Source organism: Vibrio sp. D3, from assembly GCF_043995865.1.
Taxonomy (GTDB): Bacteria; Pseudomonadota; Gammaproteobacteria; order Enterobacterales; family Vibrionaceae; genus Vibrio; species Vibrio diabolicus.
In genome coordinates this window covers 1,816,175-1,830,911 of record NZ_CP171887.1, presented here as the reverse complement: position 1 = coordinate 1,830,911, position 14,737 = coordinate 1,816,175, and the positions used below count along the sequence as shown (strand labels likewise).

The 14,737-nt window shown below is 43.7% G+C and carries 10 protein-coding genes; 4 read left to right on the top strand and 6 right to left on the bottom strand.

What is annotated here, in order from left to right; all coding sequences use genetic code 11:
* Nucleotides 1-114 precede the first annotated feature (114 nt).
* Together ACHFJ9_RS16340 and ACHFJ9_RS16335 are read left to right on the top strand one after the other, a co-directional pair.
* Nucleotides 115-579 carry a DUF2846 domain-containing protein gene (locus tag ACHFJ9_RS16340; RefSeq protein ID WP_395355521.1) on the top strand — a complete coding sequence of 155 codons (465 nt, stop codon included), beginning with the start codon at nt 115-117 and terminating at the stop codon, nt 577-579.
* A gap of 288 nt (nt 580-867) precedes the next feature.
* Nucleotides 868-2,574 (top strand): autotransporter assembly complex family protein, encoded by a 1,707-nt coding sequence (locus tag ACHFJ9_RS16335; protein ID WP_395355519.1) that lies wholly within the window; start codon nt 868-870, stop codon nt 2,572-2,574.
* Nucleotides 2,575-2,632: 58 nt separating this feature from the next.
* On the opposite strand, the gene ACHFJ9_RS16330 is transcribed toward ACHFJ9_RS16335, so the two are convergent.
* From ACHFJ9_RS16330 to ACHFJ9_RS16305, 6 genes are all read right to left on the bottom strand, one after another.
* Complete coding sequence (locus ACHFJ9_RS16330; protein WP_395355517.1) at nt 2,633-4,084, bottom strand: phospholipase D family protein; 1,452 nt, start codon at nt 4,082-4,084, stop codon at nt 2,633-2,635.
* 101 nt (nt 4,085-4,185) lie between these two features.
* Entirely contained in the window at nt 4,186-6,225 is a 2,040-nt protein-coding gene (locus ACHFJ9_RS16325; protein WP_395355515.1) for a carboxylesterase family protein, read from the bottom strand.
* Nucleotides 6,226-6,460: 235 nt separating this feature from the next.
* Entirely contained in the window at nt 6,461-8,113 is a 1,653-nt protein-coding gene (locus ACHFJ9_RS16320) for a hypothetical protein (RefSeq protein WP_395355513.1), read from the bottom strand.
* 301 nt (nt 8,114-8,414) lie between these two features.
* Nucleotides 8,415-9,770, bottom strand: coding sequence for an FUSC family protein (locus tag ACHFJ9_RS16315; RefSeq protein WP_257890106.1), 1,356 nt, complete (start codon nt 9,768-9,770; stop codon nt 8,415-8,417).
* A 13-nt stretch (nt 9,771-9,783) separates the two neighbouring features.
* Nucleotides 9,784-10,647 carry an HlyD family secretion protein gene (locus ACHFJ9_RS16310; protein ID WP_047009848.1) on the bottom strand — a complete coding sequence of 288 codons (864 nt, stop codon included), beginning with the start codon at nt 10,645-10,647 and terminating at the stop codon, nt 9,784-9,786.
* Nucleotides 10,648-10,657: 10 nt separating this feature from the next.
* Nucleotides 10,658-10,870, bottom strand: coding sequence for a DUF1656 domain-containing protein (locus ACHFJ9_RS16305; protein WP_005377106.1), 213 nt, complete (start codon nt 10,868-10,870; stop codon nt 10,658-10,660).
* 426 nt (nt 10,871-11,296) lie between these two features.
* Between ACHFJ9_RS16305 and aspT the strand changes: the two genes are divergently transcribed.
* Together aspT and ACHFJ9_RS16295 are read left to right on the top strand one after the other, a co-directional pair.
* Nucleotides 11,297-13,012 (top strand): aspartate-alanine antiporter, encoded by a 1,716-nt coding sequence (gene aspT / locus ACHFJ9_RS16300; protein WP_042523827.1) that lies wholly within the window; start codon nt 11,297-11,299, stop codon nt 13,010-13,012.
* 95 nt (nt 13,013-13,107) lie between these two features.
* Nucleotides 13,108-14,703 (top strand): bifunctional aspartate transaminase/aspartate 4-decarboxylase, encoded by a 1,596-nt coding sequence (locus ACHFJ9_RS16295; protein ID WP_047009847.1) that lies wholly within the window; start codon nt 13,108-13,110, stop codon nt 14,701-14,703.
* Nucleotides 14,704-14,737: the final 34 nt, after the last annotated feature.

The following is a 14,737-nucleotide window of genomic DNA, read 5'->3' as shown; positions in this document are numbered from 1 at the left end:
ACGTTAAATGAGTGCTATTGCATAGGTTGAATCACAAATTTCAAAAATACCAATAAGTGAATGTATTTGTTTATAGTATGGTTGGCGCGATTTTATCGTAGCTAGGTTAATAACATGAAAAATAAAGTAATTCTTTGTTCCGCATTCCTTTTGGGTTTATCAGGTTGTGCTTCTGTACCTACTGTTGATTCGACAGTATCAAATCAAATGAAATCATTTGAAGCACCTCAAAAGGGGAACACAGGGATTTACATTTACCGAGAAGATGCTTTTGTCGGAGCAGCACTTAAAAAGTATGTTTACGTCGATGGAGAATGTATTGGTGAAACCGCTCCTGGTGTGTTTTTCTACCATGAGGTCGAAGGCAATAAAGAACATCAAGTAAGTACAGAGTCTGAGTTTTCTGAAAATCACTTAACTATCTTAACGGAAGAGGGTCGTAATTATTTCGTTAATCAATACATTAAAATGGGTGTATTTGTTGGTGGTGCGGGCGTGGAACTCGTGGACGAAAGCAAAGGTAAAGCAGAAGTACTAAAAGTAGACATGGCAGAAAAAGGAAACTGTTCTTCGATCTAGTTTTACTAACAGACCGCTTTTTAGATTAAAAAACACATTATCAATGTAACCCAACGCTTGATGAGATCCATTCAGCGTTGGGTTTTGTATTTTTGGCAAACAGTATACCTATTTCAGACCGCATGATTTGCCACCTCCTAGCTTGAGCCCACTTATTGTTCAAAGAATCTACTTGTGAAACGTTAATTATCGAGAGGATTTCGTAGGGAGCAATCCTACATACGCGATTAACTGATATGTCATTCCATCATTAACCTTGTCGAGTGTATTGCTAAACTAGGTAGCGGTGTGTCTCCTCTCATTAAACAAATAATAGGTATATCAGTTTTAGCTTCTATCCCTTTACATCATGCACTCGGAGCGCAATTTAAAATCAAAGGACTAACGCCAATATTAGAGAAAAATCTTGAAAGTCACCTTACACCACTAACGAAACTCTCTGTTTCAAACATTACTTCAAATCGACTAAAGCAGATGGTTAATAACGCGTTAAACCCTTATGGTTACTATCATTCCGAGCTCAATGTTCAGAGAGAAGAGAATGATCTCATCGTGCTCAATGTCGACGCTGGCGACGTGATGTTGGTGGCAAAATCTAACCTTGCTGTGTCGGGGGAGGCCAGTAACGATCAGGATTTCATCGAACTAATTAATCAAGCTCAACTTAAACAAGGTCAGCCGTTGCTTCATTCTGAGTACGATACGTTAAAGCGAAACTTGATTTCATTGGCTCAGCAAAAAGGTTATTTAGATGGGCGTTTTATCGAATCGTCGTTGGAAGTCATTCCAAGTTTGAATCAAGCCCATGTGAATCTGCATTTCTCTAGTGGTTCTCGTTACCAATTTGGAGAGCTGTCTGTTCTTACATCGGGTATCGAAACGGCTCGAATAGAAGCGATGAGAACATTTGAGTGGGGCGACGATTTTGATACTTTGAAATTGAGTCAATATCAGGCCGATCTCTCCAGTACTGATTGGTTTCGCAGTGTGATTGTGAAAGCGGATTTCGAGGAGATATCCGATGGTCATAAGGTGCCGATAGAAGTGCTCGCAGAGCCGAATCCACGCAATATTGTGCAAGTCGGTGGAGGGTATTCGACAGACTTGGGATTACGCGCTTCGCTGAACTGGACCAAGCCTTGGTACAACGCTCGTGGACACAATTTTGAGGCACAAGCGTACGCTTCCAAACCGGAACAATCGCTATTACTTGGCTACAAAATTCCAACCCAAAATGTCCTGACGGATTATTACGGGATTCAGTTTGAATCTAAGCATGTCGACTATCGAGACACATCAAGTTTTTCCAATGATTTATCGTTTGAAAAACACTGGCAGTTAGACAGTGATTGGCAAAGCACCATGCACGTTCGTTATTTGCAAGAAAGTTATCAACAAGCGTCGGAGAATAACGAATCACAGTTGTTATTACCGGGGGTGACATTTTCACTGCTTGACCGCAAGAACGATCAATTAGAAGTAAAGCACCGTCACGTTTATTCATTGGAATACTCGGATCCCAATTTTTTCTCCGATTCTCGTTTGCTGCGTATTGAGGGCAATAGTGTTCTGTCATGGGATATTAGTGAAAAACACAAGTTTCACTTTCGTTCCAATGTTGGCATTAATGTCGCTGACACTTTGAGCGATATCCCATCATCATTACGTTTCTTTGCGGGAGGTGATGGCAATCTTCGTGGTTATGGTTATGAGTCTATCTCTCCTAGAGATGAAAATGGCGATTTAACCGGTGCTCGTTACATGTTTACTGCTGGACTGGAATATCAATACCAGGTCTACCGCCAATTGTGGCTTGGGGCATTTTATGATGTTGGTGATGCCTTCAACGATAGGGTGGATTGGAAAAGCGGTACAGGGCTGAGTTTGGTATGGAATTCAAAATATGTGCCCGTCAAATTGGACTTTGCTTATGGTTTAGATGCTCCTCAAGGAGACCAATTCCGCGTTCACTTCTCACTAGGCACGCAGTTTTAGCGGGCATTAAAAAGGCTCTCATCCTTGCAGATAGAGAGCCTTTTTAAGTCTTGATTGTTTAGAGTTCGAACTCACCATTCAGTTTCTTGAATATCCAGTTAGGCGCCTTATGCCATCCACCATAGTTTGGATTCTTAGTATGGATCTCATTCATTGATTGCCACTGAGTTTGGCCTTGTCCATCTCGAGATACTCGCCAAAACAGTTCATCTTGTTGTCGAGTTAAGTAGTACATGACATGTTTTGCAAAGGCTTCGCTTTGGACCAACACACCAAATTCCACATTGAGGAAATCCGATCTTGGGTCGAAGTTTGATGAGCCGATATAAGTCAGCCGATCATCGAGTATCACCGTCTTGTTGTGATAATAAGTATCCGCATGGAAGTGATGGTCATCATTTTTCGCTTGGCTTTTGTACTCAAGTATATTAACGCCCTTATCCAACAAGGTTTGGCGATGCTCCTCGTAATAAGCCGGAATAAAGCCAGAATCATTAGATGCAGACGAGTTCGTCATTAACGTGATGTCCGCTTTTTGCTCCATCAAGGTATCAATAAAGGCAAATTCACCATCACTTGGTACCACATAAGGCGTTGATATTACTGCTTTGGATGCAGTGGTTATTTGTTGCCAAACTTGGTGTTCTGCACGTTTTCTAAAGTAGGGTTTGTTGTTTTCTAACTTGTTTAATGAGTCGAAAACGGGGGTGACTTGCGCAGTGATGAATTCGGGACTGGTCAGGTGTTTAACCTGTTTTTCAACTTCAGCCAGAATGATGCTTTTGTCTTTCTCACCTTTATTAAGCGCTTTAGTAAACGCGGAATAGTTTGGGGTAACGTTAACGATGTTTTCTATTGGCGTGACATTCTCGCTGTTCCAAAGTTGTTGGTAGTTCTGGTCGAACGCTCGAATAATGCTGCCTTTGAACAAGACGTCCATATCAAAGAAGTTCGCTTTGCGGCTGTAACCAAAATAGTCGTCGCCAATGTTACGTCCACCTAGAATCATCCATTGATGGTCGACGTTGAAGTACTTCTCGTGCAGACGATTGTCCAAACGTTGTTGATGAGTAGAGAAGTTGACGGCGCGACCAATCCAACCTGACTTACGTGAATCAAACGGATTGAATAAACGGATTTGAATGTTGTCGTGAGCGCTGAGATCAGCAAGCCATTTTTCGTTAAACACCAATAAATCATCGAGAGTGAGTCGAACTTGCACGCCTCGATCTGCTGCTTGTTTGAGTTCATTGAGTAGCATCAAACCAAGCGTGTCACTCTCCCAAGAAAAGTAAGTCATATCGATGCTTTGCTGAGCATTTCTTACCAGCTCAACGCGACGCGCAAAGGCTTCCGGAGCGGTAGGAATTAAGTAAACTTTGGCTTGATGCTGAGTAGTTTGCCAATTGGCTTCAAAATCCGGTTCAACTTGAGGGTAGGGCTGAGCACAGCCAACCAATAGTGCACTGAAGATGAAGAGTAGCAGGGCACGAAGGGCGTTAGGAAACATGAGTAAACCTTCCTAATTATGTTCAAGGAATAAGGATGAAAAAAGCCAGCGAACTGGCTTTTAGGTATTCGGTAACGAGTTTTTAGTGACTGAGGATGATGTTACATGTGACTCAGAATCAGCCCAAGTTCCTCGAGACCGTTGAGGCGACCTTGGCGCAGTTTTGGATCGATGCCTGAGTGATGAGCATTGTCCCAGTCTTGCGTGGATTGAATACCGCCATCGTTATCGATCAGCAACACTCGATCAGTCGCGCTGTTGTATTGGAAGTCTTCAAATAAACGTTCGCTAAACCACATACGAGAGAGCTCGTTCATCATTGCTTTGTCTTTGCTACCTGGGCGAACACTTGAACCATCAAGCTTTAGTGCTTTATTAAACACAAATGGTAATTCCGATGCATTACAAGCGCCCACAATACAACTGATGCTTTTGAGTAAATCACCAGCGTCGAGATCGCCATTTTCACCTTTGGTGTTGTAAGTCCATACGTTGAATCCAGGTTTGTAGTCAAAGTAGTAGAAGCTTGGCGTTGCTCCTGTTGCTTCTTCAGTTGAAACTTTATGACGGTTTGGACCCGTGAAGAGCAAATCATGCAACGTGGTTTTGAATTGCTGCATGTTTTTGGCCGCGCCATTCAGGTCGCTTTCATCGTTAGGGAAGAAGTCAGCCAGAGCAAGTAACTCCGTGGTTGAATCAGAGTTCCCCAAACCGAAGAACAACTTAGTCATCGCCTCATAAGCAGTGCTAGGCAGCAGTTCCAATAAGTCAGAAAGATCGAGTTCAATTGAAGCTGAATCGCTGAGTAATGAACGATATTCGGTGCGTAAACGGTTTAAGTTCGTTTCCGATTCTAGCCACTCAACCATGTATTCGACGATTAAGTTTTCGTCACCACTTTCAATGATTTCTGGCGCTTCTTGGCTCAAGATTTCAATGATAGTTGGGATCAAAAATGTCAGGCTCGGTAGCATGCCCAGAGTATTGCTTTCTGCACTGTTTGAGCCAATTACCGTCGGTACGATCCATTCACTATCAATCGCTTGTTCAGTAAAGTGATAGCCTGGTACTTCTTTCACTAGAAATGCTGGTGGGCGATGCTCGATGTAAGGCGCAAATGGCATCAACGTAGCTAATGGGCTGTTGTCGCGTGTTGGACTGATAACCGGAATATTCGCGGCGGTCAGTACCCAGTTCTTAAGACGTTGAATAGGATCAAGCATCTCGCTCTGTACCTTCATGACCTCTTCAAGCGGTAGTAACGCAAGATCTTCAACGCTTTGCTCTGGTCTTTGGCTCTTGGCTACATCGTAACTTTTATATTCAAAGCCGTAAGCGTTGCTTTGCATGATGGCACGTTGAAAGTGATCACCTGCGATTGCAGCATCGCCTTTTGATTGTTGTAAAATTCCCACCGACATGGCACCCGCACCTTGACCCATGAGTGTCACGTTTTGCGGATTGCCGCCGAATGCCTCTATGTTTTGTTGAACCCATTCAAGCGCGTGTTTTTGATCACCTAGACCAAAGTTACCGCCCTCTGGGTTGTCCAAACCATCGATCCAAACACTGCCCAACAAGCCCAAACGATAGTTAAAAGTAACAGCAATAAATGGGTTACCGTCGTCAGCACCTTGTGCAACCACCATATCACCATGAATCAGCGGCTCTGAGCCTGCGCCGTATTCAAAGTCTCCACCGTGAATAAAGACATAAACTGGCAAATCTGCGTACGCTTCTGTCCCAGTTGGTCGCCAAATGTTTAGGTTCAAACAATTTTCTGACTGCGTTTGTGTCGTGGTTTTTAATTGCGGACACGCATCACCGAACTGAGTAGCATCAATATCGCCTTCAAGTGGGGCCACAATGCTGTGCTGAAAGCGGTCTGCTTGCGCAAATTGGATACCTTTGAACGCCTCTACCGCTGCCAGTTTTTCATCCGCATCAAGAGGTGTGATGACAAGGGACTCTTTAGTGGCTTGAATGGTCGCATCACCAATTTCCAAAGAGATTTGCTCTGGCGGTAAGGGTTGTAATGGCTCCGGATCGTACGGAACGCTAGGTTTGCTTGAATCATCACCACAAGCAGCTAAGGCAAGAGCGATGGTAATGGCTAAAGTTGAGCGATTGAGTAAAGTCATTGTTATGTCCAAAAAGTCATTTGGTGCGTACACCGAAAATGTTAAACGGCATCTAACAAGCGACGTCCTGACGCTTTGGTATTAATCCGTGAATGGTTGGATGGCTTGTTGTATTGATGGCTCAAATGGTAGGGCATCGGTGACTGTTTCAATAATCGCCTTTGTAGGATGCAGTCCTACCATCTAATGGCCTACCAATTTACGCAGTGTCTTTGTGTGCTATTTCTTTGTACGATTAGAAGCGATAACCCAAGTTCAAGGTCAGTGACTCACGTGTTTCGCCTTTGTTGTAAAGCATGGTCAGGTTGTAGTTCTTACCGATTTGCTTATTGAAACCTGTCAGGAATGCCCACTCGTTAAGCTCGACACCGATGTCGTAATCGAACTCGATATCACCGGTTTTTACTCGGCCATCCATACGAGAGTCTAAGCCTTGATATTCAGCTCCGACAAAGAACTGGGTTCGGTAGTCTACCAACTGATAGCCAAGCATCGGTTGAACGGTAACAATACCGTCCCCCCAATCATCCAAGCCTTTCAAACGTGTTTGAGAGTACGTGCCAGTCACAGAAGCAAAGAACTCTTTGTAACCAACCGAGAGTGTTGTACCCACACCGCGCAAATCGTATTCTAGGTGAATGGGTACGTTCAGTCGCCCGCGATTACATAGAGCAGACAAACCATCACAAAACTTGTCGCCTAAGCCCGGTAGACGATCATTAAGCTTGTCTTTTAGGTACTGACCACCTTCGCCTGTGTATCCTGCATCCACGTTAGCATCGACATTGATTTTGCCGATGTAACCAAACACGTTCCAAAAAGGCAGGATATTGACGTCACCACGAATGCTGAAACTCTCTGCATTAACAATCCCGACAGTGTCTTCTGGGTCGAATAGGTCGTTTAAACGCACGCCATCAATAGTGAAGTCATTGAATGGGATGTTCATATCTTGGTTACGGTAAGCGATTGACACACCAAACGGCAGCGGTAAATCGATGCCTTGTCGACGCACCATATCGCCCATTAAAGGAAAAACTCGGTCTAGCTTAACACTGGCTTCTTGCATGCGTGGATCAGAGACCTCATTCAAGCGTTTTTCGTCTAGTACTTGCACGCCAAGCTTATCTTCATAAATCGCTACCGGTTTTACGCTGCTCATCATTTCGAGGGGTTTATTTTTCTTTGAACCAACTATCTTGGTGTTTTTACTGGCAATCGCAATTTTGCCTGATGTTAATTTCTGGAAGAGGATCTCTTGATCGTAAGAATCCACTTGGTAGTTGTGATGTGTGAACGGTTTATCGTTGGTAATGACCATACGTTTCGGTTCACCATTAACCAACTCAATATCAACGCTTAAAAAGCGGAAGTAGGCGATATCTTGAGGAAGACCGTATTTTGAGTAATTAAAACTGATGATCACATTACCTTTCTGATCCTCTTTGGCTCTTACTGATGACGGATCAAAACTCTCCGCGTAGTTTCGAAGGCGGTATTCTGTTCGTGTGAAAGCTTCGATCTCATCAAGTACTTTTTCATTTTCATCGAGTTGTTCAGGGTTGTATTTGATGCGTAGATCGATATTGCCCTTGCTGTCTGTGTTTTTTACAAGGAACACCGAAGAATCACGGACTTCGTTGCCGATTTGAACGGTTCGGTGAGCATGCTCTACCAAGTGCTCGCCTTGTACTAGAGAACTGATGGCCAGTTTTGGTAGATCATGGCTGATACCGTATTTGTCGAAGAGCTGGCGACCTTGTTCCATTACTTCGTTGTAAGTTGTCTCTTCTGCGGCGAAGCTAAAAGTGGGGGTAGTAAGCATTAGTGCGCTCGCTAGCACAGTAAGAGAAGATGTCTTGCTAGCGCGTATTTCAAAAAAACTCATGACGATTTCCACTCTGAATAGCCTCAAACCTTCGAGACTCAGACAGTTAATGTGTCACTGAACTTCTTGTTCAGTTAGATAGATGTGTTTGCTGTGATTGACGTTGTGAATGCCGTGTTTTTAATTGCATTTCGTAAATCAATGAGAGGATTTTATGAGGTGAAGAGAGATTCCGTTAATCGCTTTTGATGGATACTATCCTCGCTTTATGGGGTACGAAGGAATAATGGCTAGCTCACAAAAAAAAGCCCCGCAGAGCAGAAGCAATGCAGGGCTTTAGTTTCAAGTACGGAGCTGACGCTTAGACCGTAACGCGAACACGAAACAGATCAGTAAACAACTTGGCAATCATCAAAATGATCATAATGTTTACCAGCATCAGCAAGGGCGTTTCAATTCGATACGCTGGGGTTAAATTGAGCGCTCCTGATGTCAAGACAACCAATAAGTTAATACCTAGAATTCTGTGTACCATCAGTTTTGGTGTGGAAAAGACTTTCCAAATTACGATGATGTTGATGAAGTAGAATAGCCCAAGCTGCCAAAGCTCGGTCATCATTGGCATTAGGAAAATGTATTGCAATAGAATCACCGTGCCAGTGCCTATCACACCAAAAAATGCATCTTTAATAATGCTTGGTGGCATAGTAGGAACGATTGAAGAAAACACGCCTGCTAGCATCGGAAAAATGAAACCTCCGGGTACGGGCAGATAAATCCAGATCAACAAAGAAGTGACGAACATGGATACACCTTGCAATACCTTTCTGCCGTCTTCATTCAAATGCTGGATAAACGTTCGATGCTCGTGATGCCAAACCGTGTTTTTCTCTCTTTGCATGACATAAGCAACGTGACCAATGAGCGACGTACTTGGATTTTTAATATCAAAGCTTTGAAGTTGCTGCGTTAGCGTTGGCCAATCGATCTCACGACTTTGCGATTTATCTGCTTGTTCTAGCAATCGGTCTTGGATTTGTGCCATCTCATTTAAACGCGCACGCCATAGCTGACGATGTTCTTTCAAGTGGTAGCTGCCAGTAAGTGGTAAGCCGACCAGTTGGAACAACTTTTCTATGTTGGCGCTGTTGGTCTCAAGAGCTTCAGTATCTATATCATTGGGCGATTTCATAGCGTTAAGCATCGCCTCTCTGCTGGTCTCAAAACGTTGAATGAAGTTTTGTTCTGTACTGACTGGCCAGACTAATCGGTACACAACAGAAAACGTGATCACACCAAGAATCGTCTCTTGCATGCGAAGAACAGCGAAGTGGAACGTTGCTTGGCTATCAAATCCTCCCATACATGCGATGATGGAGCACACAGCAAAACCGATAGAGAACACATAACCATACTTTTCGTCGCTCGACATAAAAATGCACGCACCTAAAAACAAGGTGAAGAAGGTGAGAAACAAAAAGCGATCTTGAGAAAACGTCGTGATGAGGAAAAAGGCATAACCGATGCCAAGGAGGGTTCCTAATAAGCGATTATGACCTTTGTTTATTGAGTGAGCGAAGCTTTCATTTAATGCCATTACCGCGACTGCGATCGCTGCCCAATACGGTTTCTCCCATTGAAACCATAAGGCAAGGCAGATCGCGATAACGATAGACAGCGCAGCTTTGATTGCTTCTTTGGTTGAGGCATTAAACATACATTCCACCGCATTATTGTTTGATGATTTTGATAGAGGCCGTCATACCAACACGTAGTTGAAAATCTTTCGGTAAGTGATCTAATTTAACTTTAATTGGAATGCGTTGAGCTAAGCGTATCCACTGAAAGTTAGGGTTCACATTGGGCAAAAGATCGTTACCAGTACTACCATCTTGCTTCGCAATGCCGTAGCCAATGCTTTTGATTTTTCCTTCCAGCACAGCTTCATTGTGCATCATTAAGGTCACGTAGGCTTTATCTTGTGGATCAACGCCAACTAAATCCGTTTCTTTGAAATATCCTTCGATCCAAAAGCTGTCTTCATCAATTAAAGCCACGACTGGGGAGTTAGCGACGACTTGAGAGCCGACGCGTAAGTTCAAATTAGTTATATAACCATTCGTTGGCGCATAAACTTTTGTGTAATCAAGGTTTAGCTTGGCTTCTTCAACATTGGCTTTCGCGAGTTCTACGTTGGCAACGGCTGTCTCCACCGCATTGTCTAGGTTATTCAATGTCAGTACAGGTACAGCGCCAGGTGTGCGCTTTTCTAACTTAAGAGCTCGCTGCTCTTCATTTTTGGCCTTTGCTAGTAATGCAATGGCTTGCTTTTGAGCTGCTAGCGCTTTGTGGTACGCCGCTTTATAGATGCTTGGGTCAATCTCAAACAGCAAATCGCCTTGTTTCACTTGCGAATTGTCTTCAACGTAGACTTGGATGATTTGTCCTGTTACGCGGGGGGTTATAGAAACGATGTGCGCGCTAACTTGGCCATCTCTAGTCCATGGGTTGTCAGTGTATGATTGGTAGTAGCTGAAAATCACGGTGCCAGCGGAACACAGTAATAGCAGTGTGATGAGATAACGTTTTATCACGGAATTTGCCTCAAAATATGGTAATGAATCGACCAATAACGCCAGTAAAAATCACAATTAGGCTTAGCTCAGCGAGCGCAGGAAATGCAACGTATTTGTGGAGTCCCAGTTTTGTTGCAACGGTTCCGACCAAAATGGTGAGCATGTAAGCCAATGCAATAACCAGCAACAAGGGTGGGAAGTAAACTTCGCCCCACACAAGTTCATGTGGCATTGAGTTCATGGTGTTTTTCTCTATTAACTTGATGAATGGGAAGATAAGGCAAATGATGACATCCGTGATAATCGCTTTTGGAGGATCTAATCCATCAAACGAAAGGTGTTATGCGCTATATAGAGGAAATGATGCAACCAAACCGCTTTTTGGAGAGCAAAAACAAAAATAAAATTATTTTCCGATTTATCTGGTGTCTATTGCAGAACACTAAGTTATTAAAATTTCGACAATTATTGATCGATGTTTGCTTTTGAATATGCGAAGTGATGGTTTCGTCCTTCAAATGGGATTACGAGTTGTGAGGTTTTGTTTCTAATATTCGCTTCGAAGCAAACGAGATGCTTTTTAAATTAAATAATCCAACAAATATGAGTGACAGATTATTCGTTAGATTATTTGAGTTTTATATTTATTATTAAGAGTAAAATTGTCATGGAAATTATTTCTAACCTTTTTGACATGGCACCATTTGTTGCTCTCTTTATTACGCTCTCTCTCGGTTATATGGTAGGTAAAATTACCATTGGTCGATTTGTTCTTGGCGGTGTTGCCGGAACATTATTAATGGGTGTAATTATTGGGCAATTTGGTGTTCATATTGATCCCGGAGTAAAAAGCATTTTCTTTGCGCTCTTTATTTACGCAGTAGGGTATCAAGGTGGTGCGCAGTTCTTCAAAGCATTGAACTTTAGAACCATCAACATTCTACTTTCCGCTGTAGTGATGACGGTTTCTGGCCTGCTTTGTGTACTAGCAGCAGCTTGGATGTTTGATCTAGACAGAGGTACGGCAGCAGGCCTTGCAGCTGGTGGTTTGACTCAATCGGCAATCATCGGTACAGCGGGTGATGCGATCGCACGTCTTGGTGGTGTGACAGAAGAAGCGAAGCACCTAATGCAGACCAACGTCGCAGTAGGCTACGCGGTTACGTACATCTTTGGTTCGCTTGGTCCAATTCTGATGGTGACATGGGTATTCCCAACATTGATGAAGTGGGATATCCGAGCAGAAGCGATTGCTCTAGAAGAGAAAAATTCAAATGGTAAGCGTGATTTAGCGCCGGGTGAGTTCAACGCCGTCACAGCGCTGGTTACACGAGCATTTAAAGTGAGCAAAGATGGTGGGCTAGCAGGCAAAACCTTAGCTCAGTTAAACCAACACGCTCTGGCTGCTTGTATTGAATTGATTCAACGCGATGGCAAAGTGCTAGACGTGGACAAATTCACAGCACTGAAAGAAGGGGATGTCATTGTTGTAACAGGTCGCCGTAATGCAGTACATCAGTTGCAAGATGGTTTGGCTGACAACGAGATTGCACTTCCAGAAGGCTATGAAGTTATAGAAGAAAACCGTCAACTGATCGCAGACAACCGCAAACTGATTGGTAAGTCGCTGCAAGAGATTAAAGAGGCTTCGAACCAAGGCTCTATGCGCGGTATTTATGTGACAGACTATATTCGTGAAGGCAACTCAATTGAAATGACGCCGGATCTTGTGGTGAAGAAAAACGACGTCATCCAGCTTACAGGTACCGCAAAAGACATCAATCGCGTTGAGAAAAACATTGGTCAGCGAATGGGCTCAGCAAACGTGACTGACTTAGTCGTGCTTGGTATGGGCATGGTGGTGGGCCTATTAATTGGTCTAATCAGTTTTAAGATTGCTGGTATTCCCGTCACTATCGGTTCTGGTGCAGGTTGTTTGATCTCAGGTTTGATCGTCGGTTGGTTGCGTAGCCGCAATCCGCATGTTGCTCAGTTTCCTGTGGGTGCCGCGAACTTTATTCGAGATTTCGGTTTGGCAGCATTTGTGGGCATTGTTGGCCTTGAGGCTGGGCCTCAAGCGGTCGACACCATCAAAGAACACGGTATGTCTCTGTTGTTCCTTGGCATGGGTGTAACGATTATCCCTCAGATTATTTCGTTCTTCTTCTCATATTTTGTATTGAAGATTAAGAACCCAGTTGAAGCACTTGGCTGTGTTACAGGTGGACGAAGTGCGAACCCAGCATTCGCGGCTTTAATGGAAAAAACAGGTAATGCAACACCAGTATTCTCATTCACCGTGACTTATGCAGTCGCCAATGTACTGCTTACCCTATGGGGTCCAATTATTGTCGGCATTATTACTTTAAACGCAGGCATGTAATTTAAATAAATTCGAACACTCTTATCGCCTAATTAAATAGGCGGTAGGGGAAGTATTATCCAAATTTTACTAAATAATAGATTCAGGTAAATATTATGACTACGCAAAACACAACAATTGATTTTTCAAAATTTGCAGATTTAAGCCCATTTGAATTAAAAGATAAACTTATTGAAGTGGCACAAACTGTTCCTGACCGCGCTTTATTAGATGCAGGTCGTGGTAACCCTAATTTTCTAGCGACACTACCACGTAAAGCGTTCATTCGTTTGGGTGAATTCGCAATATTGGAAGCCGAGCGCACTTACTCATACCTAGATGGTGGTTTCGGTGGCATTCCAGATGGTGTGGGCATTGTTGAGCGCTTCGATACGTTTGCAAGCAAGAATAAACAAGACCAAGGCGTACAGTTCTTGGAAAAGTCGCTGAGCTACGCAAAAGACCGTTTGGGTCTAGAGAAGCAAGCATTCTTGAATGAACTGGTTAACGCATACCTTGCATGTAACTACCCAGTGCCACCACGCATGTTGACGAACATCGAAACAGTTGTGAAACAGTACATCGCCGAAGAGATGTACGGCCCGATGCCAATGACAACAGACTTCGATCTGTTTGCAACAGAAGGCGGTACAGCGTCTATGACGTACACGTTCCAAACTATGTTCAACAACGGTCTGTTGAAGAAAGGTGACAAGGTCGCGCTAATCACTCCAATCTTTACGCCGTACCTAGAAATTCCAGAACTGAGTGAATACGAACTGGAAATCGTTGAACTACGTCTGGATGAGACAACATGGCAGCTGCCGATGTCTGAAATCGAAAAGCTTGCAGATACAGACATCAAACTGCTTTGTGTTGTTAACCCAGCAAACCCAGCGTCTGTGAAGTTCTCGGATGAAACTCTGGATAACCTATCAAACTTCGTAAACAATGAACGTAGCGACCTGTTCATTGTGACTGACGATGTATACGGCACATTTGCGGACGACTTTGTCTCACTGTTTGCGAAACTGCCATACAACACGCTTTGTGTGTACTCGTTCTCTAAGTACTTCGGTGCAACAGGCTGGCGTTTAGGCTCGATTGCAATTCAACACAACAACGTGTTTGACGATGCAATGCGCAGCCTTCCTGAAGCGCGTCAACTTGAGTTGGACGATCGTTACAAAACGCTGACTCCGGAACCTCGTGAGATCAAGTTTATTGACCGTATCGTTGCAGATAGCCGCAGCGTAGCACTTAACCACACAGCAGGTTTGTCTCTTCCTCAACAAGTTCAAATGGCGCTGTTCTCATTGAACTGCTTGATGGACTCAGAGAAAAACTACAAAGAAGCATGTAAACGCATCATTCGCGAGCGTTACAAAACTCTGTACAAAAACATGGGTGTAGAAATTGAAGAAAACAAAGATCGTGTGGACTACTACACACTGCTTGAGCTCGACACTCTGGGCGGCAAATTGTACGGACCAGCATTCGTTGAATGGTTCAAAGCGAGCGAGAAGGGCAAAGACTTCCTGTTCCGCCTTGCACATGAAACCGGCGTTATCCTACTTCCAGGCCAAGGCTTCGATGTAGTGCACGCATCAGTTCGAGTTTCATTAGCAAACCTTACTCACCACGAATACGAGCTTATCGGTCGTGCAACACGCAAAGTGTTGGATGAGTACTTTGCTGAATTCCAAGGCTAATTAATCCAGCCTGATTAAGAATAAGCCTCGGCGT